The 24,435-nt window shown below is 67.8% G+C and carries 29 protein-coding genes, 1 tRNA gene and 1 pseudogene; 15 read left to right on the top strand and 16 right to left on the bottom strand.

What is annotated here, in order from left to right; genetic code table 11:
- Window positions 1-39: 39 nt before the first annotated feature.
- On the bottom strand, window positions 40-1,338 hold the full coding sequence (locus tag QZZ29_RS03625) for an MFS transporter (protein ID WP_291381435.1): 1,299 nt from the start codon (window positions 1,336-1,338) through the stop codon (window positions 40-42).
- A gap of 36 nt (window positions 1,339-1,374) precedes the next feature.
- On the bottom strand, window positions 1,375-2,223 hold the full coding sequence (locus tag QZZ29_RS03630; RefSeq protein WP_291381437.1) for an aldo/keto reductase: 849 nt from the start codon (window positions 2,221-2,223) through the stop codon (window positions 1,375-1,377).
- Between the two features lie 231 nt (window positions 2,224-2,454).
- Here QZZ29_RS03630 and QZZ29_RS03635 point away from each other — a divergent pair, with 231 nt between their 5' ends.
- Window positions 2,455-3,096 carry an NAD(P)H-binding protein gene (locus QZZ29_RS03635; RefSeq protein WP_291381438.1) on the top strand — a complete coding sequence of 214 codons (642 nt, stop codon included), beginning with the start codon at window positions 2,455-2,457 and terminating at the stop codon, window positions 3,094-3,096.
- 120 nt (window positions 3,097-3,216) lie between these two features.
- On the opposite strand, the gene QZZ29_RS03640 is transcribed toward QZZ29_RS03635, so the two are convergent.
- The 3 genes from QZZ29_RS03640 to QZZ29_RS03650 all read right to left on the bottom strand — a co-directional run bounded on the left by QZZ29_RS03640 (window position 3,217) and on the right by QZZ29_RS03650 (window position 5,834).
- Window positions 3,217-4,533 (bottom strand): MFS transporter, encoded by a 1,317-nt coding sequence (locus QZZ29_RS03640; protein WP_291381440.1) that lies wholly within the window; start codon window positions 4,531-4,533, stop codon window positions 3,217-3,219.
- Window positions 4,534-4,564: 31 nt separating this feature from the next.
- Window positions 4,565-5,479, bottom strand: a complete 915-nt coding sequence (locus tag QZZ29_RS03645) for a phosphotransferase (RefSeq protein ID WP_291381442.1) — start codon at window positions 5,477-5,479, stop codon at window positions 4,565-4,567.
- An 85-nt stretch (window positions 5,480-5,564) separates the two neighbouring features.
- The gene (locus tag QZZ29_RS03650; RefSeq protein ID WP_291381444.1) at window positions 5,565-5,834 is read right to left on the bottom strand and encodes a hypothetical protein; all 270 of its coding nucleotides are present in this window, start codon (window positions 5,832-5,834) and stop codon (window positions 5,565-5,567) included.
- A gap of 169 nt (window positions 5,835-6,003) precedes the next feature.
- Between QZZ29_RS03650 and QZZ29_RS03655 the strand changes: the two genes are divergently transcribed.
- The 4 genes and pseudogenes from QZZ29_RS03655 (at window position 6,004) to QZZ29_RS03670 (ending at window position 8,474) form a co-directional block, all read left to right on the top strand.
- A complete protein-coding gene (locus QZZ29_RS03655) occupies window positions 6,004-6,732 on the top strand; it encodes a siderophore-interacting protein (protein WP_366478979.1) in 729 nt (242 codons plus the stop codon).
- A gap of 133 nt (window positions 6,733-6,865) precedes the next feature.
- Complete coding sequence (locus QZZ29_RS03660) at window positions 6,866-7,090, top strand: helix-turn-helix domain-containing protein (protein WP_291381447.1); 225 nt, start codon at window positions 6,866-6,868, stop codon at window positions 7,088-7,090.
- Window positions 7,087-7,389: pseudogene (locus QZZ29_RS03665) on the top strand (HipA N-terminal domain-containing protein); the annotation flags it as partial. The gene QZZ29_RS03660 and the pseudogene QZZ29_RS03665, both read left to right, overlap by 4 nt.
- Before the next feature lie 284 nt (window positions 7,390-7,673).
- Window positions 7,674-8,474 (top strand): HipA domain-containing protein, encoded by an 801-nt coding sequence (locus QZZ29_RS03670; RefSeq protein ID WP_291381589.1) that lies wholly within the window; start codon window positions 7,674-7,676, stop codon window positions 8,472-8,474.
- 105 nt (window positions 8,475-8,579) lie between these two features.
- Here QZZ29_RS03670 and QZZ29_RS03675 read toward each other — a convergent pair whose 3' ends face one another.
- Together QZZ29_RS03675 and QZZ29_RS03680 are read right to left on the bottom strand one after the other, a co-directional pair.
- Window positions 8,580-9,857 carry a HipA domain-containing protein gene (locus QZZ29_RS03675; RefSeq protein WP_291381449.1) on the bottom strand — a complete coding sequence of 426 codons (1,278 nt, stop codon included), beginning with the start codon at window positions 9,855-9,857 and terminating at the stop codon, window positions 8,580-8,582.
- Complete coding sequence (locus tag QZZ29_RS03680; protein WP_291381450.1) at window positions 9,850-10,071, bottom strand: helix-turn-helix transcriptional regulator; 222 nt, start codon at window positions 10,069-10,071, stop codon at window positions 9,850-9,852. Before QZZ29_RS03680 ends, QZZ29_RS03675 begins: the two co-directional genes overlap by 8 nt.
- Before the next feature lie 522 nt (window positions 10,072-10,593).
- Between QZZ29_RS03680 and QZZ29_RS03685 the strand changes: the two genes are divergently transcribed.
- The 5 genes from QZZ29_RS03685 (at window position 10,594) to QZZ29_RS03705 (ending at window position 15,722) form a co-directional block, all read left to right on the top strand.
- The gene (locus QZZ29_RS03685) at window positions 10,594-11,577 is read left to right on the top strand and encodes a S41 family peptidase (RefSeq protein WP_291381451.1); all 984 of its coding nucleotides are present in this window, start codon (window positions 10,594-10,596) and stop codon (window positions 11,575-11,577) included.
- Between the two features lie 302 nt (window positions 11,578-11,879).
- Window positions 11,880-13,109: a tryptophan synthase subunit beta gene (gene trpB, locus QZZ29_RS03690; RefSeq protein ID WP_291381452.1), complete on the top strand. Its 1,230-nt coding sequence runs from the start codon at window positions 11,880-11,882 to the stop codon at window positions 13,107-13,109.
- A 92-nt stretch (window positions 13,110-13,201) separates the two neighbouring features.
- Window positions 13,202-13,543 (top strand): helix-turn-helix transcriptional regulator, encoded by a 342-nt coding sequence (locus tag QZZ29_RS03695; protein ID WP_291381454.1) that lies wholly within the window; start codon window positions 13,202-13,204, stop codon window positions 13,541-13,543.
- Window positions 13,530-14,756, top strand: a complete 1,227-nt coding sequence (locus tag QZZ29_RS03700; RefSeq protein WP_291381455.1) for a type II toxin-antitoxin system HipA family toxin — start codon at window positions 13,530-13,532, stop codon at window positions 14,754-14,756. Before QZZ29_RS03695 ends, QZZ29_RS03700 begins: the two co-directional genes overlap by 14 nt.
- 57 nt (window positions 14,757-14,813) lie before the next feature.
- Window positions 14,814-15,722, top strand: a complete 909-nt coding sequence (locus QZZ29_RS03705; RefSeq protein ID WP_366478983.1) for an EamA family transporter — start codon at window positions 14,814-14,816, stop codon at window positions 15,720-15,722.
- A gap of 25 nt (window positions 15,723-15,747) precedes the next feature.
- Here the strand turns inward: QZZ29_RS03705 and QZZ29_RS03710 are convergent, their stop codons facing one another.
- The 3 genes from QZZ29_RS03710 to QZZ29_RS03720 form a co-directional block, all read right to left on the bottom strand.
- Window positions 15,748-16,140 carry a hypothetical protein gene (locus QZZ29_RS03710; RefSeq protein WP_291381457.1) on the bottom strand — a complete coding sequence of 131 codons (393 nt, stop codon included), beginning with the start codon at window positions 16,138-16,140 and terminating at the stop codon, window positions 15,748-15,750.
- Window positions 16,137-16,760: a nucleotidyltransferase domain-containing protein gene (locus tag QZZ29_RS03715; protein WP_291381459.1), complete on the bottom strand. Its 624-nt coding sequence runs from the start codon at window positions 16,758-16,760 to the stop codon at window positions 16,137-16,139. Before QZZ29_RS03715 ends, QZZ29_RS03710 begins: the two co-directional genes overlap by 4 nt.
- A gap of 225 nt (window positions 16,761-16,985) precedes the next feature.
- A tRNA-Lys gene (locus tag QZZ29_RS03720) sits at window positions 16,986-17,058 on the bottom strand.
- 79 nt (window positions 17,059-17,137) lie between these two features.
- Between QZZ29_RS03720 and QZZ29_RS03725 the strand changes: the two genes are divergently transcribed.
- Window positions 17,138-17,890: a Sir2 family NAD-dependent protein deacetylase gene (locus tag QZZ29_RS03725; RefSeq protein WP_291381461.1), complete on the top strand. Its 753-nt coding sequence runs from the start codon at window positions 17,138-17,140 to the stop codon at window positions 17,888-17,890.
- 32 nt (window positions 17,891-17,922) lie between these two features.
- Window positions 17,923-18,714, top strand: coding sequence for a sulfite exporter TauE/SafE family protein (locus tag QZZ29_RS03730; protein ID WP_291381462.1), 792 nt, complete (start codon window positions 17,923-17,925; stop codon window positions 18,712-18,714).
- Between the two features lie 32 nt (window positions 18,715-18,746).
- Here QZZ29_RS03730 and QZZ29_RS03735 read toward each other — a convergent pair whose 3' ends face one another.
- Window positions 18,747-19,337, bottom strand: a complete 591-nt coding sequence (locus tag QZZ29_RS03735) for a VanZ family protein (protein ID WP_291381593.1) — start codon at window positions 19,335-19,337, stop codon at window positions 18,747-18,749.
- A gap of 138 nt (window positions 19,338-19,475) precedes the next feature.
- Between QZZ29_RS03735 and QZZ29_RS03740 the strand changes: the two genes are divergently transcribed.
- Window positions 19,476-19,700, top strand: coding sequence for a hypothetical protein (locus tag QZZ29_RS03740; RefSeq protein WP_291381464.1), 225 nt, complete (start codon window positions 19,476-19,478; stop codon window positions 19,698-19,700).
- A 30-nt stretch (window positions 19,701-19,730) separates the two neighbouring features.
- Here QZZ29_RS03740 and QZZ29_RS03745 read toward each other — a convergent pair whose 3' ends face one another.
- From QZZ29_RS03745 to QZZ29_RS03765, 5 genes are all read right to left on the bottom strand, one after another.
- On the bottom strand, window positions 19,731-20,045 hold the full coding sequence (locus tag QZZ29_RS03745) for an AzlD domain-containing protein (protein WP_291381466.1): 315 nt from the start codon (window positions 20,043-20,045) through the stop codon (window positions 19,731-19,733).
- Window positions 20,042-20,812: an AzlC family ABC transporter permease gene (locus tag QZZ29_RS03750; protein WP_291381468.1), complete on the bottom strand. Its 771-nt coding sequence runs from the start codon at window positions 20,810-20,812 to the stop codon at window positions 20,042-20,044. The genes QZZ29_RS03745 and QZZ29_RS03750 overlap by 4 nt, the downstream gene beginning before the upstream one ends.
- A gap of 52 nt (window positions 20,813-20,864) precedes the next feature.
- Complete coding sequence (locus QZZ29_RS03755; RefSeq protein WP_291381469.1) at window positions 20,865-21,560, bottom strand: hypothetical protein; 696 nt, start codon at window positions 21,558-21,560, stop codon at window positions 20,865-20,867.
- 95 nt (window positions 21,561-21,655) lie between these two features.
- The gene (locus QZZ29_RS03760; RefSeq protein ID WP_291381470.1) at window positions 21,656-21,970 is read right to left on the bottom strand and encodes an AzlD domain-containing protein; all 315 of its coding nucleotides are present in this window, start codon (window positions 21,968-21,970) and stop codon (window positions 21,656-21,658) included.
- Window positions 21,967-22,806: an AzlC family ABC transporter permease gene (locus QZZ29_RS03765; RefSeq protein WP_291381472.1), complete on the bottom strand. Its 840-nt coding sequence runs from the start codon at window positions 22,804-22,806 to the stop codon at window positions 21,967-21,969. The genes QZZ29_RS03760 and QZZ29_RS03765 overlap by 4 nt, the downstream gene beginning before the upstream one ends.
- 376 nt (window positions 22,807-23,182) lie before the next feature.
- On the opposite strand from QZZ29_RS03765, the gene msrB reads away from it, so the two are divergent.
- Entirely contained in the window at window positions 23,183-23,635 is a 453-nt protein-coding gene (gene msrB, locus QZZ29_RS03770; RefSeq protein WP_291381474.1) for a peptide-methionine (R)-S-oxide reductase MsrB, read from the top strand.
- Complete coding sequence (locus tag QZZ29_RS03775; RefSeq protein WP_366478988.1) at window positions 23,636-24,268, top strand: hypothetical protein; 633 nt, start codon at window positions 23,636-23,638, stop codon at window positions 24,266-24,268.
- Window positions 24,269-24,435 lie beyond the last annotated feature (167 nt).

Here is a 24,435-nt window from a genome sequence, read left to right on the forward strand (position 1 = left end):
CCGTTGGGGCGGCGCGCCCGCGTCAGTTTCGCGGCGGCGCTACTCGCCCATGCGCCGCAAGCGCCGACGCTCGAGCGCCTCCCGTATGGGAGGCACCACCACACCATCGACGGCCCAATCCGCACGCGCCTTGGCGCGGTTGCGGAGGATTCCCGTCACGCCCAGGGCCCAAGGAATGGCGAGTGCCGCGAAGGCGAGGCGGTACGCATCGAGTCCGTAGTCGCCGTGCGGTGCCGTCACTTGGAGCACGGCGCCCACCAGACCGACCGCCACGATCGTCGACACGAATCCCCCCGTGTTGACCAGTCCGCTCGCGGCGCCCAGGTGCTCGCGGTCGGCGAAGGTACGGGCGTAGTCGAGGCCCACGAGCGAGACGGGCCCGCCCGCGCCGATCGCCATGACAAACAGCACGAGCTGCCACATGGGTCTGGGTGTGCTCGGGATGAGCAGCAGGGTCCATGCCACCGCCGTGACGCACGCGAACATCAGCACCATCCACGAGCGCCGCAATGGGTGGCGCGCGGTGGCCGTCCCGACAAACGGACTCACCACAAACTTGGACAGCGTCAGCACCGTGAGGAGCAGGCTCGCCTCCGCGACGGAACGGCCCTGAGCGGTGATGAAGAAGGGGACGCCCCACAGCAGGGCCACGGTGTTGGCGGAGAACAGCGAGGTGAAGTGCGTCCAGAATCCGAGCCGCACGCCGGCCCGGGAGATGGTGTGCCGGGACCCGCCCGTGGTCGGTGAGGAGACCGACTCGGCATCGGCCGCCCCGGGTAGGCGCACGCTGAACACAATGACCGCCGCGACCACGCCCATGCCGGCGATCAGTAGGAAGGTGGTGGACCATCCTTGGGAGTGCAGCAACCACGCCACAGGAATGGCGCTCGCGAGCTGGCCAGCCTGGCCGATCTGGGCGGTCAACTGCACCATCTGCGGGGCCCTGCGCGGTGGGAACCACTGCGTCACGAGCCGTGAGGCGGAAATGAAGATGGGTGCGTCTCCCGCGCCGATCAGCACCCGGGCCACGAGTGCCCACGTGTAGTTGTGGGTGGTGGCCATCAGCACTTGCCCCACCGCCATGAGGAGAGACCCGCCCACCATCGCGGTGCGGGGGCCGAACCGATCCAGCAGCCGTCCGGCGGGCATCTGCAGGGTCGCATACGCGGCGATCTGCGTGATCGACAGTGCGGCAAGGGCGGTTGCGCCGATGCCGAAGCGGTCGAGGGCCTCCACGCCCGCGACGCCCAAGGCGGTGCGGTGCATGATCGCCATGAAGTACGCTGCGCTGGCCGCCGCGAAGATCCACCAGGCGCGGCGGGAGGCACGTGAGGCCATGGCGGCTCCTAGGTCTTTGGCGTGTGGGTGGCGGTACTACATCTCTTCGTGCGTGGTCGGGTCGCCTCCGAACAGCCGACCATCGGTCCGGTTGAGCGCGCTGACGGCTGTCATCTCATCCTCGCTGAGGGAGAAGGTGAACACGTCCAGGTTGGCCGCCTGGCGCGCCGCGTTGGCGGACTTGGGAAGCGGCACGTTTCCCAGTTGCACCTGCCACCGCAGCACCACCTGCGCGGGGGTGACGCCATGAGCGTCGGCCGCCTTCGCGACGGCCCCCTCGGCGAACGGCGCGGAACTCTTCCCCAGCGGGCTCCAGGACTCCGTGACGATTCCCAGGCGATCGTGCACCGCGCGCATCGCCTCCTGGGTGAACAGGGGGTGGAGCTCGATCTGGTTGATCACCGGCGTCACGCCGGAGTCGGCGATGACGCTTTCCAGGTGACTCTCGGTGAAGTTGCTGACGCCGATGCTGCGCACGATGCCCCGCTCGCGCAGCCTCACCAGACCCCGCCAGGCGTCCACGAACGTGCCGGCAATCGGATTGGGCCAGTGGATCAGCAGCACGTCGATCTGGTCGAGCCCCAGGCGTTGCAGCGACTCGTAGCCGGACTTGATGGCGCGGTCGGTGTGGTGGTGGCGACCGGGAAGCTTGGTCTGCACGGTGATCTCGGATCGATCCACGCCGGATTCGCGCACAAAGTCGCGGATGGCGCGGCCCACCGTGCCCTCGTTCTCGTAGTTGACTGCGGTGTCGATGAGCCGGTAGCCGTTGTCGAGCGCGGACCTGACCGCATCGTAGCCCTCCTTGCCCACCAGCGGGTAGGTGCCAAAGCCGATCGCCGGAATGCGGTGGCCGTCGTTGAGGGTGTGCTGTGGGATGCTCATGCGCTCAGGCTACGACCAACCCGCCCCGAGAATCAGGCCAGCGTGCTCGCAAGTGTCCCCAGCGATGGTCGCGGTGGCGACACCTGAAGCATTGTGCAGACCCGACTGAGAGTTGGCTGGCGACGGCCGCGAGCCTTGTCACGGTGGCGTCTCGCCGGAATGGTCGGCGACCCGCAGGTGTTTCGCCCACATGGCGCCGCGAACGCGCGTCGCGGCCACAAGGAGGCACTCATGGCACACATCACCGTCATCGGCGGCACCGGATATGCGGGAGCCGCGATCGTCGCGGAGGCCGCCGCGCGTGGTCACCGCGTCACTGCCATGGCCCGCTCGGTGCCCATGGTGCCCATCGACGGCGTGGCCTACCTGCAGGGTTCGGCGTTGTCGGCGGATCTGCGGGCGCGCGCCATTGCGGGCGCCGAGGCCGTCATCACCGCCACCGCCCCGCGCGGCGACATGGTGGACAAGCAAGTCGAGTTGTCGCAACTGCTGATGGAGTCGGCCATCGAGTCGGGTGCCCGGTTGATTGTCGTGGGTGGGTATTCCTCGCTCCGTCCCGCACCAGGCCAGCCCCGCTTTGTCGAAGGCGAGGTCGCCGAGCAGTACCGGATTGAGGCTCAGGCCGGCCACGCCGTTCTCGAGTCGTTGCTGGCCGCGCCCGCGGAGCTGGACTGGACGTTTGTGAGCCCGGCGGCGAGCTTCGGTGCCTGGGTTCCGGGCGAAGCGACCGGCACGTACCGGGTGGGAGGCGACGTGGCGATGGTGGATGAGGATGGCAAGTCCTTCATTTCCGCGCCCGACTTCGCCATGGCGATCGTGGACCTCGTCGACGCCGGGGCGCATCACCGGGAGCACATCTCCGTGATCGGCTAGCGCGTCGAGGCGTCGCGTGCGCACCGCCAATCGACATTGTCCTGGCTCCGCCTGCAGGCAATGAAGGTGGATTGTGGATTCGCGGTGCTGGCGCGACGGTGTCCGCCCAGTTCGGCGGGCTCAGCGCGCCCGGTAGCGCCGCCACACCTCGCGCACGCTGGGGACCAAGACACCTTCGGCCGCCAGGACCGCCCTCGCGTCGCGTCGGCTGGTGAAGACCCCCACCACGCCGATGATCCACGGGACCGTCAACGCGGCGAACGCGACACGATACTCGCCGAGCGTGTATTCCGACGCGCCCGCGGGGGAGACCGCTTGCAGCACCACGCCCACCAGCAGCACGCTGATGATGGTCGAGATGAAGCCGCCCATGTTCACGAAGCCCGTGGCGCTACCGAGCCGCTCCCGCACCGCGTGGGTGCGCGCGAAGTCCATCCCGATGAGCGACATCGGGCCGCCCGCGCCCACCACGAGCGCGAAGGCGACGAGCTGCCACAGCGGCCTCGGCGTGGTGGGCAGCAGGATCACGACCCAGGTGAGCGCCACGACCACTGCCCCGCCCAGGACCAGCCAGCTGCGCCGCAGCGGGTGGCGTCCCGTGAGGGTGCCGATGACCGGGGCCACCGTGACGCTGGCAATGACCATCGAGGTCAGCAGCAGACTGGCCTCCGCGGAGGAGCGGCCCTGAGCGGTGGTGAAGTAGGGAAACCCCCACAGTAACGCGACCGTATTGGCCGAGAAGGGCCCCAGGAAGTGGCTCCAGAATCCCAGCCTCACCCCGGGCGTGCGCATGGACGTGGTCAGGGCCGCGCGCACCGACATGGAAGCGGAGCGTTCCGGCGAGAAGGACGGGTTCTTAGGGCGAACGAGCACCCACCACACCACCGATGCGACCACAGCCCCCACGACCGCGAGCGAGCCGAATGCGGGCTCCCAACCGGCCGTGTGGAGGACGAACGCCAAGGGGAGGGCGGTGGCGAGTTGGCCCGCCTGGCCGACCAGACCGGTGATCTGCACCATGACGGGCACCCGCCGCGGCGGGAAATGATGGGCCACGAGGCGCGTGGCGGCGATGAAGATCGGGGCGTCACCCGCGCCGATCAGCAGGCGCGCCGCGAGCGCCCATCCGTAGTCGGGGGCGAACGCCATCATGCCTTGACCCACGGCCATCACCAGCGATCCGGCCACCATCACGGCGGCGGGCCCAAAGCGATCCAGCAGGGTACCCGCGGGCACCTGCATCGCGGCGTACATGGTGATCTGGATGACCGCCAACAGCGACAGCGCGGTGGCCTCGATGCCAAACCTGTCGAGCGCCTCCACGCCAGCCACTCCCAGCGCGGTGCGGTGCAGCACGGCCGTGAAGTAGGCGGCCGCGGCGGTGGCGAACACCAGCCACGCCATGCGGCTGGCGATGGGGGCGCGAGTCTGACGCACGAGAGTCCTTCTGGTGTCGGAGAGACTTAGGTTACGCGGTGGAAGCCGCGCCCAGCGCCACGAGTCCGCGCCAGCCCATCGCCGTCGTGACGGGTCGAGGGGACATGGCGACGCCGACGCATTTGCTGAGCGCGATGCCGCGTGCGCGCGCCAGGAAGTCGTTGTCGACCCGCCCGGTGAGGCGGCCGTATTCGGCAACGGCGGCGTCAACGCCGGCCCGCGGCATGAGGGTGTGGACGAAGCCGAGGTCCACGGCCGGGTCGCACATGGCCATCGAGCCCCAGTCGACGATGCCGCCGAACGCGCCGTCGTGGCTGAGGACGTTCGCGCCGTGGAAGTCCGCATGTGACCAGACCCACTCGGTGTGCTCGCGTGCCGCGAGTGCGGCGTCCCAGATCGTGAGGGCCGCAGCCACGTTCATCGTCTCCCCAAGCGGCCCGGGCTCCTTGGCGAGTTCAGTCACGCGCTCGCGGACCTTCGGGTCGCGATCCGCCATGGGGATCGACTGCTCGGTGTTGAAAGGCGCGTCGTCCGGCGCGGGGGTGTGGACTTGGACGAGGGCCCTGCCCACCGCCGCCCCGGCGTCGGCGCGAAGGGGGACGGTATCGGCCGTCTCACCAGGAACCCAGGTGACGACCGCCCACGGCCACGGGTAGCCCTGGCTGGGCAGTCCGTGCGCGACAAAGCGGGGCGCCGGAAAGTCCCAGCCGCCCGAAAGTTGCGGCACCCAGTGCATCTCGGCCTGCAGGAATCGCACCGCGCCTTGGGTCCGGGGGAGGCGGACGGCGTACTGCTCGCCCAGGCGGAACATCGCACAGTCCCAGCCGTCAAAGCGCTCGCCGATTCCGAGGTGGACGAAGTCGGGGAGTTGCTCCGTGACAAGTCTCACCACAGTGTCGTGCGTGATCGAAGGGTGAGCTACTGGCGGCGTGATGTCGCTGCTCATGGGATGTCCGCGGGCCGGAAGACCAGGTTGGCTGTCACGCGAGCGACGCTAGCAGGCGGCGCGTGGTTGCGGTCAGGTTGAGCAGCTAGTCCGCCAGCGCGCCAAGCACCTTGCGCACCGTGGCGCGTGCGGCGGCGAGTTCCTGTGCCGTCACGTCGGTGCACGAGAGGCGTGCCCCGCGATCCTTGTCGGACGCTGCTACGAGTTGTGCGGGCACCTTCTGCCCCATGGGGCTTGTCGCCAGCAACGGGGCCGTCTTGTGGTCAGGTTCGGGCTTGGCGGCGACCAATCCGTCGGCGGCGAGGGCATCGGCAACGCGCTGGACGCTCTGCCGCGTCGGCGGAGGTGCTCTCACTGACAAGATGATCGGGAGGGGAAGCGTTCATCTTTGCCATCGTAGGTCGGGCATGACGGGCCCGCGCGGCGTGATCCCTGAGGAAGGTGGCTTGCGGGGCTTGGCGCTCGTACGCTAGTTCACGATGACTACCCCCAACCGCCCCCCGCGTCCCGTCCACACTGCGACGGTGTCTCGCACCGAGGTCACTGCGCCCGACATGGTGCGCGTGATCCTTGGTGGCGACGGTGTGCGCGCCCTCCCTGACCTCACGTTCACTGACCACTACGTCAAACTGAAGTTTGGCGAGGTGACGCGGACGTACACCATCCGGTGGCTCGACCGCGTCGCGAACGAGATGGCCATCGACTTTGTGATCCACGGCGACGAGGGCCTTGCGGGTCCGTGGGCGGCGTCCGCGCGGCCGGGAGATGAGATCTCGTTTACGGGGCCGGGTGGGGCGTGGGCTCCCGCCGACGACGCCGACGCTCACCTGCTGGTGGGCGACGAGGCGGCGATCCCCGCGATCGCGGCCGCACTCGAGGCCCTCCCGGCCGATGCTAGGGCGTCGGTTTTCCTGGAGGTGGCATCGGCCGATCATCATCAGCCGCTGCGGGTGCCGTCGCGCACCACGGTGACGTGGGTGCATCGGGACGAACACGGGCTGCCATACGGCGAGGCGCTGGTGCGGGCCGTGATGGCGGCGGGGGTGCCCGACGGTGTGGTGGAAGCGTTCGTGCACGGCAATGCGGACATGGTGAAGCCGCTGCGACGCTTCCTGTTCGGTGACGCGGGCCTTGATCGCGCGCGGGTGTCGATCTCCGGCTACTGGCGAACCGGCCTCAACGAGGACCGTTGGCAGTCGAGCAAGCGCGAGTTCAACGCGGCGATGGAGGCGGAGGACCCTGCCGGGGTGTGAGCCACGGGCGTCGCGGTCACACTCTGCGCGGCTAGTGGATGTGCAGGAACCTGCACCCGCTCTACACGTGCAGGTTCTTGCGCATGTAGCACATGTGAAGGTACAGTGACATTCCGACTGGCTGGAGGTCGCTATGGACAGGCCGCTTCGCACGCCCACGCTGCTGGGTATTGCCATTCGCACCCTGCGGCTCGAGCGCGGACTCACTCAGCAGGAGCTAGCCGAGCGATCCGGAACTTCCAGGCGGTGGATCATCGACCTCGAGGCCGGCAAGGGCGACAATGCGCGCCTGGGGATGGTGCTTGCCGTCTTCGACACGCTCGATACCACGCTGCGCGCGACGACGAGGTCGCAGTGAAGACAGGGGAGCGTCTCCTGGTATTCCTGTCCGGGGAGCATGTCGCGGACGTGTCGCGAGCGCGGACGGGAGCCGTGTCGCTCGAATACACCTCAACGGGCCGCGCTGCGGGCGCGACGCCCCTGTCCCTGGCCTTGCCGGTGTCACCCGCGCGCTACACCGACCGGCGCGTCACACACTTCCTGGACGGGTTACTTCCCGAGCACCCCGGCACGCGCGCAGCGATGGCCAGGCACTTCCAGATCGGCACCACCGATGCGTTCTCGCTGCTTCACGGCGCGGGGCTTGACTGCGCGGGGGCGGTGCAATTCTGCACCGAAGACGCCGCCGACGCGATCCGCCGAGGGGGCTCGCTCGAGCCGGAGTCCGACTCGGACATCGAGGTGCGGTTGGCCGAGATGGAGATGGACGACGCGGTGTCGTGGGTGAAGCGCCACGAGCACTGGTCGCTCGCAGGCATGCAGCCGAAGCTCGCGCTGCGCGAGGAGGACGGACGGTGGTTCACCGCGACGGGGTCTGAGGCGACACCCACATCCTCAAGCCCGGCGTCCGCGGCATCGCCGCGCAAGCCCTTGACGAGCACATCACGCTCGCCGCGGCCGCCCGGATCGGCCTCGACTGCGCCGAGTCACGGTGGCTTGAGTTCAAGTCCCAGAGCGCCGTCGTGTCAACCCGCTACGACCGCGCGCGCCACGACGGGACAGTGAGGCGCCTGCACCAGGAGGACCTCCACCAGGCCATCGGGATGGGTCGCAACAAGTACGACGTCGATGACTCCAGGGAAGGGGTGACGTCGACCGATGTGCTCGCTGTACTCCGCGGTTACTCGATCTCGCGCGACGACGAGGACGCCTCGGTCCGGGCCTTTGTCGACTCGCTGATCTTCTCGGCACTCACCGCGTCCACTGACGGGCACGCGAAGAACTACTCGCTCCTACTTGAGCGCGAACGGGTGAGACTCGCGCCACTGTACGACATGGCGTCCGACCTGCCGTACGACACGGGCCCAGGAAAGCTCGCGCTGGGCATCGGCGGAGAGCGGTCGCTGTCGAAGATTGGGTCGGACCACTGGGAGGCACTCGGCCGCGAAGCGGGCCTGAGCGGGGAGTATGTGGTCGACCGAGTGCATCAGATGGCGGATGCGCTGCCGCAGGCGTTCGCCGAGGCGTTCGCCGATGTGGGGCGCGAGGCCCAACAGCTCCGCGACCGCACGATGCCTCGCCTGGCGGAGCACCTCGACGCCGCCAAGCAACGCGCCACCCGCGCACGAGGTCTGCACACAGCGTCATCGATTGGCCAGGCGACGAGGCCCGACACGGTGTGGGTGTCGGAACACATGCGCAACGGGCGTGTGGTGGCGGCGCACCTGCGGCGTCGGCGATAGCGCGGTGCGGCGCGGGGGGATAGCAGCATGGGTCCAGCCGAATGACTACGTGAACGGCGTGATCCTGACTGGCGATGGAGGCGGAGGACGCCGGGTGACGGTGAACTACACCACGTGCAAGGGTGCGACCGTGGGGAACTCGCCCAAGCCGAGTCCTACGGGCTTGCCGGCAAGTAGTGCCGCACATGCCTGGGTGACGTAGCCAGGTAGGTGTGGCGCGATGTCTTCGGGCGCATCGGCGGCCCGCGCCGCGGCGAGCGTCTCCTCTGCGGTGTGCTCGATGACCGCACGCGCCGCGTGCTCGCGCAGGCCCCACGCGCTGGCCTCGGTCACCAGGGCGTCGGCGTCGATCTGGTTGAGCAGCCGATGCCCGGCCACCTCAAGCGCGATCACGGCGCCCTGTCCGTACAGCACGGTGGGCGTCGTGTCGTAGAGCGGCGCGAGCGTCACGCCGCCCCGGGCATCGTGCAGCAGGGCGTGGTTCTTGGCGTGACCGTCCGTGTCGCCTATGACCAGCCGGAACACGGTCTGCGCGAGCAGGCGCTCCTTGTCGCTTGGCCCGATGGAGCGCAGCGTGCGGTCGCGATCCAGGAGCGCCGCGATCGCCCGCAGTGACGCGCCGGAGCCGTGCCACTCGAACTTGGCGTCGCCGCCCCAGGCCAGGCCCAGAGCCTGCGCGGCGTCCTCTTGGTGAAGGCGCTCCAGGCCGCCGTCGGGGCGGGGCACACGGTCGAAGCGCTCGATGACCACGGCGGGCAGTTGGCCGAACCACTCAAGGTCCACGCGGTAGTCGGTAAGTCCCGCCGCGCGTGCCAGGTTCATGACCCAGACCTCGGCGTGGGCGTCGCGGAGCGCGTCCGGTGAGGAGGGCTTGACGATGTGGGATGACGGGTGCCCGTCGCGCGCGGCATGCCAGCCCGCGGCCGACTTCGCCAGCGCCACTTTGGGGCGCATGCCTGCGATGCCGGAGCCGCCGCCCGCGAGATACCGGCGCGGGTTCGCCACCTCGTGGGCGGCCTCGGCGTCGGTGAGGAGGGGACCAAGGGCGGTGATTGCGGGACCGGGGAGCACCAGCCCGCCGGCCACGTCTCGGCCCACCGCGGTCAGCAGGCCGACGAGGTTGTCGCGGCTGAGGCCCCTGATGTCGCTGAGCAGGGCTTCGAGGCGGGGGCCTTCGGGGAGTAGGCCGCCAAAGAACGCCTCGGTGGCAGCGATGGGCGCGGGGGTGTTCTCCAGTGGCAGGGCGAGCGACAGCACGGTGGAGCCGATGCCGTAGCGCTCCAATGCGGCAGGGTCGGCTATCCAGGTGGCGCCGCCGCGACGCTGTTCCAGGCGGCCCAAGGGTTGGCCGTGCAGGTGGACGCCGATGCCGGTGTCAGTCATCGAGGGTCCAGGTGAGGTTGAGGCCCAACTGTGCGACGACGTCGAAGAGGCGGGCGTCGAGGATCTTGGGTTTTCCGGTCTCGAGTTCCGAGAGCCACCGTGGGGTGACGTCGAGCCTGGCGGCGAGTTCTGCTTGCGACAGGCCGAGGTCCCTGCGGGCGTGACGCACGGCGCGGCCCAGGTCGGCAGGGGAGCGCAGCGTGCCGTGGGCCATGGTGACGTCCTTGCCGGGAGTGCGGTGTCGTTACGTGAACGTAATGAAGTGTATGCCATTACGTAGACGTAATGCGAGGTGTCCTCTTACGTGGGCGTATTGACGTGAGATCTGCGGGTCTCGCGCAGATTGACAGCGGGACGCCCCCGCGGGCGCGGTCCCCAACGGCAACCCACCTATCGCCAATCCATCCTGCGGGGCACTCACGCACCCGCAAAGTGCACGCTGGAACCGTACGGGGCACTCACGCACCCGCAAAGTGCACGCTGGAACCGTACGGGGCACTCACGCACCCTCGTGGCGGGGGACTCAGGCTGTCAACCCGGATTGTCGTCCGTCCGACCCGCTGGGATCGCGCCCGACGCCGGTTCCGTAGGTACTTCTACGGTGCCGAGCGATGCGTTCGCTTCCGAACTGTTGTGGGTAGCGTTGCGACTCAGGCCGACCGGATACCCTCGAATAGTGGTCGAGCGGCTCGTTATTGTCGGGTGGCTCACCTCAAGAACGACGAGGGGAGGAGCGGTGACGAACGGGGCTGGTTCCCGACGCGCAGTCGCGGTGGGGGTAACAGTGCTGTTGCTTGTCATCTCCGGTTGTTCGCGGTCAAGCGACCGGGGCGTTCGCGAGTACGTCGACGAGGCCATCTCAGGGCTCAGCGAGGGGTACTACGCTGATTCTGACGCATGGGACGAAGCCGTCGAGGAGGCACTTCCCGGTCTGTACGCCTCAGACTCCATCCCGGACACCTATGAGGCTCTGCGGCGGTTGACCAAGGTCGCCGGTGGTAAGCACAGCTTCTTTTCGACGCCAGCGGATGTCGCAGTGTGGGATCAGCCTTTTCCGCCAGGCGGTGTGCCAATGCCCACCGTGACGTACGACGGCATGGTCGCGACCGTCACGGTTCCAGGGTTCTCAAGTGATGACCAGAGTGAGATCGACCAATATCTTGGGGCCGCGGTTGCGGTCTTCGAGTCGGAACGTGCCCGCACGGCCTGCGGATGGGTCATCGACCTGAGTGCCAATGGTGGAGGCAACTTGTGGGAGATGCTCGTGGCGGTGAGTCCGTTGCTGGACGACGGCGTGGTCGAGGCCTTTCGCGATCGTGACGGCTCCACGAGCAACGTCGTCGTGAACGGGAACACGGTGACATGGGACGACCAAGAGTGGGGCAGCCTGCCAGGAGAGCCGACAAAGTTCGCTAGCAGGCCAATCGCGATCGTTCAGTCGGGTGTCACAGCGAGTGCCGCAGAGTCGGTGATCGTTGCGTTTGCTGGGCAGGAGGGAGTGGAGGCGTTTGGCTCCAAGACCGGCGGTTTTACGACCGTGAACAACGGTTTTGAGCTGCCCGACGGCGCCGTCGTGACGCTCTCCTTTGCGCTGATGGGGAACCGTGAAGGCAACTTCTACCAGAGCCCCATCGCACCCGACCACGACACGAAGGGTGCTGGCGTCGGGGCTTTGACGTCGGCCAAAGACTGGATGGCAGATCAATGCAGTGATCTTTGACCGCCGTCGCCGACCACCGGGTGGAGTCTCCGGCGGCTCCGCTCCGGTCTCATGCCGACTCACGGCGATCCGCGACCGGTCTCAAGGTCTACCCACGCCGCAAACCCAGTCCGACTAGGCGCGGCCGCATGTGCTCTCCAGTCCTTTGCCCCGTGCTCTCGCCTCGCCGTTCGCCGCCCTTGCTGACAGGGGAAGCACGCGAAGCTCGTTGGCTCACTCACCAGGGTTGTGGGTCCCATCCCGCTCGCGAGTCCCGGGTGTAGGCTCGCCGCGCGAGTTGACCGACCACGATGAGGTGTGTGATGAGCGAGCAGACCAGTACGCGCGAGAACTTCCGCCGCGCGACCGTCCCTGATGAGAGCGGCTTCTTTGGAGCCTTCGGCGGGCAGTTCCTTCCGCCGCAACTTGAAGGTCCCTTCGCGGAGATCACCAGGGCGTATCACGAGATCGAGAATGACGCGGCGTTCATCAACGAGCTGCGCTACATCCGCACGCACTTCCAGGGACGGCCGACGCCGGTGTACCACGCGCGCACGCTCTCCTTGGACAACGGCGGCGCGCAGATCTACCTCAAGCGCGAGGACCTGAACCACACCGGCGCGCACAAGCTCAACCACTGCATGGGTGAGGGTCTGCTGGCCAAGTACATGGGCAAGAAGAAGCTCATCGCGGAAACGGGCGCAGGGCAACACGGTGTGGCGCTCGCGACCGCCGCCGCGCACTTTGGCCTCGAGTGTGAGATCCACATGGGCCAGGTCGACATCGAGAAGCAGGCGCCGAACGTCAGCCGCATGCAGCTGCTCGGCGCGACCGTGGTTCCCGTGACAGACGGGCTGCGGACGCTCAAGGAGGCCGTGGATTCGGCGTTCGATGCGTACCTCGCCGACTACGAGAACTCGATCTACTGCATCGGCTCCGTGGTGGGCCCGCACCCGTTCCCGATGATGGTGCGCGACTTCCAGAAGGTAGTAGGCATCGAGGCCCGCGAGCAGTTCCACGAGATGACCGGCAACCTGCCAGACGTGGTCGAGGCCTGCGTCGGCGGCGGGTCCAACGCGATCGGCATCTTCTCGGCGTTCCTGGACGATCCTGTCGAGCTCATCGGCGTCGAGCCGCTCGGGCGCGGGACGGCCGTGGGCGACAACGCCGCGTCGATGACCTACGGCACGCCCGGCGTCATCCACGGCTTCAACTGCTACCTGCTTCAGGACTCCGACGGCAACCCGTCGCCCGTGTACTCGTGCGCGAGCGGGCTGGACTACCCGGGCGTCGGGCCGGAGCACAGCTACCTGAAGGACACAGGCCGGGTCCGCTACGTCACGGCGAGCGACGACGACTGCCGCGACGCCTTCTTCGCGTTGAGCCGCAAGGAGGGCATCATCCCCGCGCTCGAGAGTGCGCACGCCGTGGCACACGCGCTGGTCACCGCCCGCGAGATGGGCACGGGCACGGTGCTGGTGAACCTCAGCGGACGCGGCGACAAGGACATGGACTACGTCATCGAGAACTGGGGTAACGGGCAGGACAGCTGAGCGGTTGCGGTGATGACTAGCGGAGCGGTCTCATCGTGGTTATGATAAAACATGTCTAGATAATGTTGAGACCTGTTTTAAGGAGGCGAACGATGGCGAAGCGCACGGTCGCGCTACGGCCGCACATCCAGGACGCCCTCGACGTTTGGGGTCAACTCATCCGGCGCGGACGGCTCGAGCGGGGATGGACTGCCAAGGACCTCGCTGCGCGCGGAAACATCTCGGAGCAAACGGTGCTAGCCGCAGAGTCCGGCCATCGTGGCACGTCCGTGGGCACCATGATGGATCTTGCGGACCTCGTCGGTGTGCCCCTCTTCGGGATTGAAGATCGCGCCGAGATCGCGATTCGTCGTCAGCGCGGCGAGGAGATGCTGGCGCTGCTTCCAAGCAGTGTGCGGCGCCCAAGGAACGGACCCGTCGATGACGACTTCTGATGAGTTGTACGTCTGGACGTGGCTACCCGGCCAGACTGAGCCCGTCCTGGCAGGAAGGGTGGACCAGGCCGGACCGGTCCTCACCTTCATCTATGCGCTGAGGTATCGATCCAGGCCCGACGCGATCAGCCTGTTCGCGCCCGAACTTCCGCTGCGACCGCGTGTCCAGGAGCCTGGCGATGGGCTGACTATCGCTGGCGTGCTCAGGGATGGGAGCCCGGACAGGTGGGGTCGCGGCGTCATCGAACGCAGGCGAGGCGTAGCGCCAAACTCGCCCAGCGAAATCGACTACATGCTCAGCTCGGGATCGAATCGCTTTGGAGCGCTGGACTTTCAGGTTGGTCGTGAGAATTATGTCCCCAGGGGGGATTCCGCGACCCTCGATGAGCTACACCAGGCAGCCGCCATCGTCGATGAGGGACGTGAGCTTTCGGCGGGTCTCGACGCGGCACTCTTGCACGGCACGAGCCTCGGAGGTGCGCGGCCCAAGGCGACCCTTACCGACGCCGATGGAAGCGAGTGGCTCGCCAAGTTCTCCTCGTCGGACGATCGCGTCTTTTCGGTGGTGAATGCCGAAGGTGCGATGCTCGAACTTGCGCGTAGGGCAGGCATGAATGTGCCCGAGAGCAAGGTCGTGTCTTCCCTTGGCAAGGAAGTCCTTCTGGTCAAGCGATTTGACCGCGATGGCAAGGGCGGGAGGCGTCACGTGGTCTCTGGCTTGACGATGTCGCAGACGGACGAGCTGTATGCACGCTACGTGTCCTACCCGCAGATTCTCGATGTGCTCCGCATGTATGCGAAGGACGCCACTCAGCCGGGCCCGGAGCTGTTCCGGCGCATCGCCATGAATATCGCCATCAGCAACAATGACGACCACGCGCGGAACCATGCGGCCTTCTGGGACGGGACGCACCTGGAGCTGACGCCAGCTTACGACCTTGCGCCGGGGCACAGGTCAGGCGATACCTTCGAGCAGGCGATGGCTTTTGGGCGAGGTGACGGCGGTGCGAAGGTGTCCAACTTCGCGGCGCTCATCCGAGAGTCGGAGACCTACGGGTTGAGTGCGGCAAAGGGCCGCGATATCGTCGACCAAGTCGTGTCCAGCATTAGCGAGCACTGGGACGCTGCTGCCGAGATCGCGCGTTTGAGTGCAGCGGACAAGCGGCGGCTCCGCGAAAAGCAGGTGCTCCCCAGGGCCGCGTTCTTCGCCTAGTTAGCCTCAGTGCCTCAGCGGCGAGGCACCGAGAGTTGGCGGTGCTAGCGTGACGCCGTGACCCGCCGCTCGGCATTCGTGATGCTCGCGCCACTCGTGTTCGTCCTGTCTGGCACGTTCCAGTACGTGGGCGCGGGCGTGGCCGTGGGGTTGTTCGACCGCCTGTCCCCGGTCTCGGTTGCCTGGTCCAGGATCGTTATCGCGGCGGTCGTGCTGATCATTCTGCTGCGCCCGTGGCGACGCCAGTGGACCCGTCGCACCTGGTGGCGTGCTGTGGCCTTCGGCACGGTGCTCGCGGGCATGAACATCACTTTCTACCTGGCGCTCGAGCGTCTTCCGCTGGGCACCGCGGTCGCGGTGGAGTTCATCGGTCCGGTTGCCGTCGGCGCCCTCACGGGTCGCGGCTGGCGAGAGCGCGCGGCCATCGCGCTGGCCGCCATCGGGGTCGTGATGATCGTCGGGGTGACGCTCGACGTCGGCGGCGCCGACGCTGGCATCGGCTTGGTGTGGATTCTCCTCGCCGCCGCGGGGTGGGCGGGTTACATCATGCTGGGCCGCATGGTGGCGACTCCGGCGCCCGGAGAGCCCTCGGGCCTGGAATCACTGTCCGTGTCGATGGCGGCAGGAGCCGTCGTGTTCGCCCCCATCGGACTGCCCGGCATGGTGAGCGGCGACACGGCGCCTCTTGCCGATCCGCACCTGATGGCGCTGCTGCTCGTGGTGGCACTGTTCTCGTCGGTGCTGCCCTACGGCATTGATCAGATCGTGCTGCGCCATGCTCCGACGGCACGGTTCTCCGTGCTGTTGTCCGTGTTCCCCGCCACCGCCCTGCTGGTGGGCGCCGTGATGCTCGCGGAGGTTCCCACCCTCGTTGAGGTCATCGGGCTGGTCGCGGTCTCGGCCGCGATCGCGCTGACGTCGCAGCGAGAGCCCGTCACCGTCGAGGCCGTGGTTCCGCCCGAATAGGCGCACGTTGAGAACATGTGGCGTCTTAGGCTACGCGCGCTGACTCGACCAGTGCCTCCATCGCACGAGTCGCACGTCGGACGCGGTCGGCGCTGATCGTCGTGGTGCCGTACCCGGCCACGGTCTTGAGTTTCAGGAGCGCGTCCAGGTGCTTTGCAGCGGACCTATCGACCTTCGCCAGAAGTGCAACCGCCTCGACATGGTTCTCGCCGTGCGCGTACTCACCCAGCGCAGCTGCGCAACGAACATCAGCCGCGGCGATGCCTGCATGCACACACAATGTCACGTACGCATTCGTGACGTCGCCGCCATCATCTGCGAGCTCGCGTACGATCTCCGCGGCCTCGGAGAACTGCAAGGCGATCCTCATCCGACCAGACCTCGCAACGGCATCGGCGCGCACTGTTCTCGGGGTCATCGGCGGGCATTCCTTACCGCGCGGCGCAGCCAGTCCGCCGGTCCCGACACCGCAACCGCGTCCGCGAGTAATGACTCGATGATCGGGTCTCGTGTGGTAGCGCTGAGCCGAACCTCATGCTCGGTGAGACTGAGGATACGTGCGTCGTTGCCGGTCCAGGCAGACACGTCGGCCGCGAATGCGCGCGTCCACTCCTCCCACAGATCAGCATCGACCTCAGGTGCGACTAAGAAGATGTCGATGTCGGACTCTGCTTCCATCTCGCCGCGCGCGGTCGATCCGAACAGCGCCGCCCATCGCGGTCGCGTGGGCCACGCCTCGAGGCTGTCTCGCATGCGCTGGATAAGTGTCTCTCGAAGGTGCGCGATCGCAATGATCTGCGGTGCCGCGAGATGACTTCGGTTCAGTCGATGGCCGACGACATCTCCTACCGGCTGTGAGTCCACAGTGCCCTGCGCGGCGAGTCGACGTAGCGCCTTCCTAATCCCCTCGTCGGAGCGATGCGGCAGCAGCGACCGAATCTGGCCGACCGTGAGGCTTGCGTCGACGCGCGCGAGCACGGCAAGGATCTCTCCGTCCAGGGTGGGAGTCACCACAGCAAACGGACGTTGCACCTGCATTCCACACCTCCTGGATCCCACTATAGTACGCGGCCGCCAACTATAGTGGGGTCTTCCCGAGCCGCGATGCCATCATCCAAACATGGGCCGCGAGCGCGCCCGACAGGCGCACCGCGTCGGCCGCAGGTGAAAACCGAAGAGCCACACGCCCGATTCCTGTGCCGTGGAGCTGGCTCGCCAGCGGTCATGCCACAGAATCCGGCGAGTCACGTGCGTTTCCGTAGGTGGGCCCCGTGGGGCTCGAACCCACGACCCGCGGATTAAAAGTCCGCTGCTCTACCAACTGAGCTAGAGGCCCGCCCCGCAATCTTAAGGGGAGTCCGCGCGTGGTTCATCATCGACCACCGGCCCCCCTGGTCCCGGCGTACCCTCGCACCATGCCCGCTTCCCGGATCACCGTCCTCACGGGCGCCGGGATTTCCACCGGGTCCGGAATCCCGGACTTTCGCGGTCCCGTCGGCGTGTGGACCCTCCACCCCGAACGTATGCGCCTGCTTGACATCGACGCGTTCATGTCGGATCGAGAGGTGCGTGTCGCGGGTTGGCGTGAGTGGCGCGACCATCCGGCATGGACATCCGAGCCGAGCGTCGCCCACCGTGCACTCGCACGCCTCGCCGACGCCGGCGGACTGGGGGTGGTCCTCACGCAGAACTTCGACGGCCTTCACCAGACGGGCGGTCTCTCAGGCAGCCAGGTGGTCGAGATGCACGGCACGCTGCACACCACGTCCTGCACGAGGTGCGGCGAACACGTCGACACGGCCGCCGTGGTGGCAAGCTTGATCGCCAACCCCGACCCGGCGTGCGCCACGTGTGGCGGCATCCTCAAGCCGGACATCGTCTACTTTGGCGAGGCGCTACCCGCCGACGCGATCGACCGCGCAGTTGAAGGCGCAGAGAAGTGCGACGTGTTCATCGCGATCGGCACCACGCTCTCGGTCTATCCCGTTGCGTCGTTGGCGGGCCTGGCCGTGGATTCCGGAGCGGACCTGATCATCGTCAACGCGGAGCCGACCGAGTACGACCGCCTCGCGAGCGAGGTGATTCGCGAGCCCATCGACATTGCCGTGCCAGCCTTGGTGGACAGGTACCTGGGCGAGGGACGCTCGACGAGCCATTACGGTAACTAAGGGTCACTCCACCGTTCGAAACGAGATTCCGCATGCCCGTAGCGCCCGCACCCGCCCGACGCTGGGCGCTGCTCGTCATGGTTGGGCTGCTCGGTGGGCTGCTCTCTGGTCTGTTCGGAGTCGGCGGAGGCGCGGTGATGGTGCCGCTCTTGATCTGGTTGCTGGGCGTGGGCCAGCGGCGCGCTGCGGCGACGTCGCTCGTGGCTATCGTTCCGACCGCCATCGTCGGGGCACTTACCTACGGAATCGGCGGGCACGTCGCCATCGTCGCCGGTGCGGTCCTAGGGGTGGGGGCCATTGGCGGCTCGCTGCTCGGTTCGCGGCTGCTCCGCAGGCTGCCCATCGGGGTGCTGCGGTGGATGTTCATCGGACTGCTCGGGGTGGGTGCCGTTCAGACACTCATCGACATTCCCTCACGCGACTCGGACATCTCTCTCACCCCGGTGTCCGTCCTGATGCTCCTGCTTGTCGGCGTGCTGATGGGTGTCGCGTCCGGTCTTCTTGGCGTCGGGGGCGGCGTGATTGTCGTGCCAATCCTGATCGCGGGCTTCGGGGCATCGGACCTGCTCGCGAAGGGAACGTCGCTGGTCGCGATGATTCCGGCCGCGATGACGGGTTCGGGCGCGAACATGCACGGCCACCTTGTGAAGGTGGGGGATGGCCTGGTAGTGGGCGCGGCGGCGTCGGCCGCGTCGTGGTTAGGCGTCGCGTTTGCCTACCGCATCAGCCCGTTCATTTCGGGGCTGCTGTTCTTTGGCCTCATGATCGTGACGATGCTGCAACTCGCGTATCGAGCGGTGAAGCTTCGCGGCACTGAGGACTAGGTTCGTGGAGCGATCTCGGGGCTGGAGGGCTCTCAGCTCGCCGCCGCAGCGGGGTTCCCACGTCCGCGGACCAGTCGCACCAGCCACCGGCCCAGCCGCCACAGCAACACGGTGACCATCCCCACCAGCGCGCCCAGCAGGGCACCAGCGCCGTTGAGAATCACGTCGTCAATGTCGGCCACGCGGTGCAGGCTGAGCTGAGTCAGCTCGATGATGACCGACAGCCCCGCGCCCGCGATGGTCGCCATCAGCACGCGCGCGATGAGCGGCGACGTCCACAGCCACATGAGCAGCAGGCCCAGCGGCACGAACATGGTGATGTTGCCCCACACGTTCGCCGCGACGGCCTCGGACGCGCCGGCGCGCAGGCCGCGTCGGATCTCCGTCAGCGGGTGCAGATTGATTCCCGCCGAAGCATCGGGGTCGCCCACGCTGAAACCGAGCGTCGCCACCAGAATTGCTACCGTGGTCATGGCCAACAGCACCCACGGCGTGAATCGGAGGGCACGGCGCATCCCGCCAACGACGGCGACCACCACGACGGCCAGCGTGAGCGAGGCAACGACTCCGACGCCGACGAGCACCCCCGTCGTCACGCCGAACGACTCCCAGCCGCTCTGCATCACGTGCCTCCTTGTGCGCGGTCAACGACTGGCGCCAGCTGAAGGTGCCCTCGGGCCACACTCAAGGTGACCAGGAGGGATGAGGTGGTTCGGCGATATCGTTGTACGAGGGACGGGCCGTTTCCACGAAGGGAGTTCATGATGACCGATCACAAGCACCGTGACCAGGACAAGCCGGTCGACATCGAAAACGCCGCAGACCATCGGCCGGCCGACGCGGGAGCGCCCGCGTGGCAGAGCGAGTCACACGACCGCAAGGGCGCGGATCAGAACCCCGACTCCAAGCAGCCACCCGCCTCCCAGATCCAGAAGCAGCAGCGCAGCCAGGGTATGAACCACTCGGGCTGGGAGGGCAAGAACTAAGCCGGATGTGGGCTGGGGCCGTCGGCATCGTCACATTCCCAGCAGTCGAAACACGACAAAGCCCACGGCCCCGCCCAGCAGGATCCAGTTGGTGTCGCGCTTCCAGATCGCCACGGCGGCCGCGACAACGGCCATGAGGTGCCACGCGCCAAACACGCGGAAGTCGCCGTGGTCCAGCAGCAGCGTATTGGCCGCGATGGCGGCCATGGCTGCGGGCCCCGCAAGTTCGAGCGTGCGCGCCCAGCCCGGCGAGAGTTCGCGGTCGCCGGCGAACAGTGCGATGCCCGAGTAGCGGATCACAAACGTGAGCGCGGCCGCGAGGGCGAAGAGAATCAGGGTGCTCACGGTGCGCCCTCCCGGGGTTCGAGGTCCTCGCCCGTGGGCGCACCCCGATACCAGGACGCGGGCGCGACCAGGCGGGTCACCAGGATCCCGGCGAGCGTCGCGACGATGACGTTGGAGCCATACGGCATGGCGTGAGCCGTGACGGCGACCGCGGCGGCCACGACCGCGGCCATGACGCCCGGCCGGTCGCTCACGGTGCGCAGGATGATCGCCAGGAACATGAGCGGGACGATGAACCCGACCTGCCACGATCGCGGCAACACGGGTCCCAACAGGATGCCGACGAGCGTGCCCGCGATCGCCATCCCCGCGAACAAGGAAGCCCCGCCAAGGAAGAACCAGCGCCGGCGCACCGGGTCAGGGATGAGTGGGGTGAAGTGCTTCTCGAAGGCCGCCGCCTGATCGGTCAGCAGGAACGCGAGCGCGATCCGCCATCGGCGCGGAAACACCTGGTAGACCTTGGCGAGCGAGGCCGAGTACAGGGCGAATCGCGCCTGCACCACCGCAACGGTGGCGATGATGATGACCCACGGTGCACCCTTGTCCGCGAGGTCCATCAGCGCCAGTTGCGCCGCGCCAGCGTTGAGCATCACGGTGCCGACGGCACCCGCCCAGTTGGGCATGTTGTACGCCGCGATGAGCGCGCCCATGGCCAGCCCAAACACGGCACCGCCCACCGACAACGGCAGCATCTGCTTGGCGCCCTCGACGAACTGCCGCCGAAGGTGACGCGGGACGCGCAGCGAGAAGGCGTCGAGGTCGGTCACTGGCTCAGTGTTTCACGGCGAATACCCCCGCTACGCTGCGGGGTCCCGCCCGTCACACTCCCAAGGGGCACGCGCCAGCGAAGTCCTCGGTACCGTACACGGGCACGTTGGGGTCCTGGTCCGCCGCGTAGATGCGGATGTTGGCGACGGTCCAGGGCTCGCTGCCCCACCCATTTGCCAACTCGATGGTGATGAATCCCTCGGGGCCGGCGATCACCACGAGCCCGGTACCGGAGAAGGACGTCACCACCGGCGTCGACGGGTACGCGGACACCACCTCGTCCCGGGTGGAGCCCACGTGAATGCCCTCGGCAGTGGTCAGGGTGGGGTCGTACACGTCGATGCGGCCGATCTCGCCGCCGTCCGCGCCGCCCAGGCCCACGCGGTCGGGTGCTGCAGTGAACACGAAGCGCCCGTCGCCAGGGGAGCAGTGGTCGCCATCCCAGGTGACGGCGGCCTCGCCTGGATTGCCGGTGACGGGCAGGTTGGCGTCGAGGCAGCCGAGGCGCCCTGGCACGATTCCATCGTCCGAGCAGTCCCCCGCGGTGGCCGTGGCAGGGGGTGATGGCGTTGCCGACGCCGACGCTGGTGTCGCGCTCGCGACGGGAGTGGCCGACGCCGACGGGCTGGCAGACGAGCCGGTGACTCCCGGCGTGCACGCGGTGACGAAGACCAGCACCGCCGCCGCGATGGCAAGCAGGCCGGCGCGCGCCCAATGGTCCTTCACGAACAGCACGTGCTGCGGCATGAGGAGCTCCGTTTCCGGCAGGCACCGTGCCTGCCCTCACCGTCACACACCATCAGCATGCACGCAGGAGTGAGCCGAAGCAACGGTGAAGGGTCCTACAGGCCCGCGACAAGCAGCAGGGCAAACGACGCGGCGCCGAGCGACATCGCCCAGCCTGCCGACCTCTTCCACAGGGCGACGCCGATGGCCACCGCTGCGGCCAGGTGCCACGCCCCGAACGACCGCCATTGACCCTCGTCCAAGAACAGCGAGTTGACGAGGATGGCGCCCATTGCCGTGGGTGCGACCAGACCCAGGGCGCGGCGCAGTCGGGGAGGCAACTTCTCCGGATTGCTGAGCAGCACGATGCCGGAGATGCGAAGGAGGTAGGTCCCGACGGCCACGGCCGTGAAGATCAGCAAGACGCTCACAACCCGCCTCCGGCCTCGTGCTCGGCGGCCTCGGTCACGCTGTCAACGTGCTGCCCCCGGCGCCGCCGCCGCGCGTCGGCCCGCTCGGCCCACAGCGTCCCCACCGCGATTCCGCTCACGATCCCCACCAGCACGTTGAGCCCAAAGGGCAGCTCGCGGGACGCGAGCACCACAAGGCCGGTGACACCCACCGCGACCACGTCCTCGGACCGCCGCAGCGTCGGAACCATCACGGCGATGAACATGAGCGGCACGATGAAGCTGATCTGCCACGCATCGGGGAGGATCGGACCCGCCGCGACACCTGCCGCCGTGCCCGCGATCCACACCGCGACGAACGGCAGCGCGGCACCGAGGACAAACCAGCGCCTGCGCACCGGGTCCGGGTATTCATCGGCGCGTTGCAGGGCCACCACCGCGGCCTGGTCGGTCATGAGGTGGGCCAGGCCCAGCTTCCAGCGGCGGGGGAACGCGGCAAACACCGGTCCCAGCGCCGCCGAATACAGCGCAAACCGTGCGTTGATGATGAGTGCCGTCGCGATGGCGATCACGGCGGGAGCGCCCGCGCGCACCGACTCGATCGCCGAGATCTGGCTGGCGCCGCCCACGACGGTCGCCGACGCGTAGAGACCTGTCCACGGGCTGATCCCCGTCGCCGACACGAGCGCGCCAAAGGCAAGGCCGAACGCGACGGAACCCGGCATCAGCGGCGCGATCGCCTTGAGCCCCGACCACGCATCGGCCCATTGCAGGCGGCCGATGCCAAGAACCGGGCCCCTTGTGACCGCGCCGCCGGCGCGGCCTGACGAGCCGGACACGGGCTGGGGTGGCGTCACCGAGCCAGTGTGGCACGAGCGTCGGGGCCGTCCTGGTCAGTGGCGGTCCACGTGTGAAGATCCGACTCACGATCCGCGACAATGGTGGGAACAAGTCGCGCGTTCCCCGCGTTGGGAACGGTGTACCCGCCAAGGCGCGAGCCTCACGGGGAGATGAAGAAGTGCGGCGCCCGGCTCCAACCCCCCCTCGGAGTTGGGCGCCTGCCATCTGTCTCCCCGTGAGTCTCGCACTCTGCCGGGTGCGCGGCGGCCGACGCCGCGTCAGGCCCGGTTCGCATGGCGACTGGATCGTCGAGTTGCGCTGCACTGTCGAGAGACACTGCATTGTCGAGAGACCCTGCGCGGCCCGTTAGCGTGAGTCACGGAAGGAGTGGCAATGTCATCCAACAAGATCGTGAAGACGGACGCCGAGTGGCGCGCCCAGCTCGGGGACTTCGAGTACAAGGTGTTGCGGGAGGCCGCCACCGAACGCCCGTGGACCGGCGAACTGCTGGAAGAGAAGCGCGACGGCATCTATCGCTGCCGCGCGTGCAATGCGGAACTGTTCCGCTCGGACACCAAGTTTGATTCGCACTGCGGATGGCCGAGCTTCTTCGAGGCGGAGAACGATGCGGTCACGTTGCTCGAAGATCGCACCCTGGGCATGGTGCGGGTCGAGGCGCGTTGCGCCGCGTGCGACTCACACCTGGGTCACGTGTTCCCCGACGCCCCGCAGACGCCTACCGGCAACCGCTTCTGCATCAACTCGGTGTCGCTGACCTTTGACGACGCTGCACCCGTTGACGACGCTGCACCCGTTGACGATGCCAGGTCTGGCGGGGCCAACTAAGTGGTGGAGCAACGACGCTACCGGCGCCCCGCCATGCTCGACATGGAGGAAGCCGAGCAGATCGTGGGCGACATCGACCCCTTGGATCGCGCGCTCGTGGCCCACGAATCCGCGGCGGCGGTGGTTGCTCAGGCACGGGCGTTGCGTGATCCTGAGGTCACGGCTCGCCTGATTCGACTGGTCGACGAAGAGGGCATCGACACCGTGGCCATGATGTGGTCCAAGGCGGAACCGCACACCCTGCCCGGTGCCCTGTGGCGCATCTACATGCTGCGCGAATGGGTCAAGTTCTCGGCCGAGTCCGTGGCGCGGTCCTACCACCACGGGGTCCAGGCCGCGCAGGTGCGGCACGCGATCGCGGGAGTCGAGGACCCCCCGGGCCCGGACGAGGTGCGCACGCTCGCGGACCTGATCCTGTCGGGGGTGTTCACCGGCGACCTGGCCGTTGCACTCGAGCGCGCCGGGGCATTCTGCCGCGTGGTCGCCACGGGCGCGGCGTTCGAGGCACAGTCCGACGAGGGCCATGCCGATGCGCGCGCCCACGAGGCGACGTTGCGGGCCGCCCAACTGGTGCGTACGGGCGAGGAACTCGAGCGCTCGGCCATGCTGTGGCGGGAAGAGAAGCTCGACTAGCAAGGTCCCGCCACGCCACGCGTGTCGCCTTCCTCACGGATGTGAAGCCGGAATTCTCATGTCGGAGTATCCTGAAAGAGGCGTCGGATCGTGGCAGCCCCGGGCTCCAACACCAGCCGCCTTGAGCGGCCTTCGCGCCGTCTGGCGCTCCCGGTCCGGCGTCTCTT

It is taken from the genome of Demequina sp. (genome assembly GCF_016278765.1).
GTDB lineage: Bacteria > Actinomycetota > Actinomycetes > Actinomycetales > Demequinaceae > Demequina.

Excerpts from the sequence above, each read along its gene's own strand:
- QZZ29_RS03625 (WP_291381435.1), bottom strand. The coding sequence starts at position 1,338 with ATGGCCTCACGTGCCTCCCGCCGCGCCTGGTGGATCTTCGCGGCGGCC.
- QZZ29_RS03630 (WP_291381437.1), bottom strand. The coding sequence starts at position 2,223 with ATGAGCATCCCACAGCACACCCTCAACGACGGCCACCGCATTCCGGCG.
- QZZ29_RS03635 (WP_291381438.1), top strand. The coding sequence starts at position 2,455 with ATGGCACACATCACCGTCATCGGCGGCACCGGATATGCGGGAGCCGCG.
- QZZ29_RS03645 (WP_291381442.1), bottom strand. The coding sequence starts at position 5,479 with ATGAGCAGCGACATCACGCCGCCAGTAGCTCACCCTTCGATCACGCAC.
- QZZ29_RS03660 (WP_291381447.1), top strand. The coding sequence starts at position 6,866 with ATGGACAGGCCGCTTCGCACGCCCACGCTGCTGGGTATTGCCATTCGC.
- QZZ29_RS03675 (WP_291381449.1), bottom strand. The coding sequence starts at position 9,857 with ATGACTGACACCGGCATCGGCGTCCACCTGCACGGCCAACCCTTGGGC.
- QZZ29_RS03680 (WP_291381450.1), bottom strand. The coding sequence starts at position 10,071 with ATGGCCCACGGCACGCTGCGCTCCCCTGCCGACCTGGGCCGCGCCGTG.
- trpB (WP_291381452.1), top strand. The coding sequence starts at position 11,880 with ATGAGCGAGCAGACCAGTACGCGCGAGAACTTCCGCCGCGCGACCGTC.
- QZZ29_RS03695 (WP_291381454.1), top strand. The coding sequence starts at position 13,202 with ATGGCGAAGCGCACGGTCGCGCTACGGCCGCACATCCAGGACGCCCTC.
- QZZ29_RS03700 (WP_291381455.1), top strand. The coding sequence starts at position 13,530 with ATGACGACTTCTGATGAGTTGTACGTCTGGACGTGGCTACCCGGCCAG.
- QZZ29_RS03710 (WP_291381457.1), bottom strand. The coding sequence starts at position 16,140 with ATGACCCCGAGAACAGTGCGCGCCGATGCCGTTGCGAGGTCTGGTCGG.
- QZZ29_RS03715 (WP_291381459.1), bottom strand. The coding sequence starts at position 16,760 with ATGCAGGTGCAACGTCCGTTTGCTGTGGTGACTCCCACCCTGGACGGA.
- QZZ29_RS03725 (WP_291381461.1), top strand. The coding sequence starts at position 17,138 with ATGCCCGCTTCCCGGATCACCGTCCTCACGGGCGCCGGGATTTCCACC.
- QZZ29_RS03730 (WP_291381462.1), top strand. The coding sequence starts at position 17,923 with ATGCCCGTAGCGCCCGCACCCGCCCGACGCTGGGCGCTGCTCGTCATG.
- QZZ29_RS03735 (WP_291381593.1), bottom strand. The coding sequence starts at position 19,337 with ATGCAGAGCGGCTGGGAGTCGTTCGGCGTGACGACGGGGGTGCTCGTC.
- QZZ29_RS03740 (WP_291381464.1), top strand. The coding sequence starts at position 19,476 with ATGATGACCGATCACAAGCACCGTGACCAGGACAAGCCGGTCGACATC.
- QZZ29_RS03755 (WP_291381469.1), bottom strand. The coding sequence starts at position 21,560 with ATGCCGCAGCACGTGCTGTTCGTGAAGGACCATTGGGCGCGCGCCGGC.
- msrB (WP_291381474.1), top strand. The coding sequence starts at position 23,183 with ATGTCATCCAACAAGATCGTGAAGACGGACGCCGAGTGGCGCGCCCAG.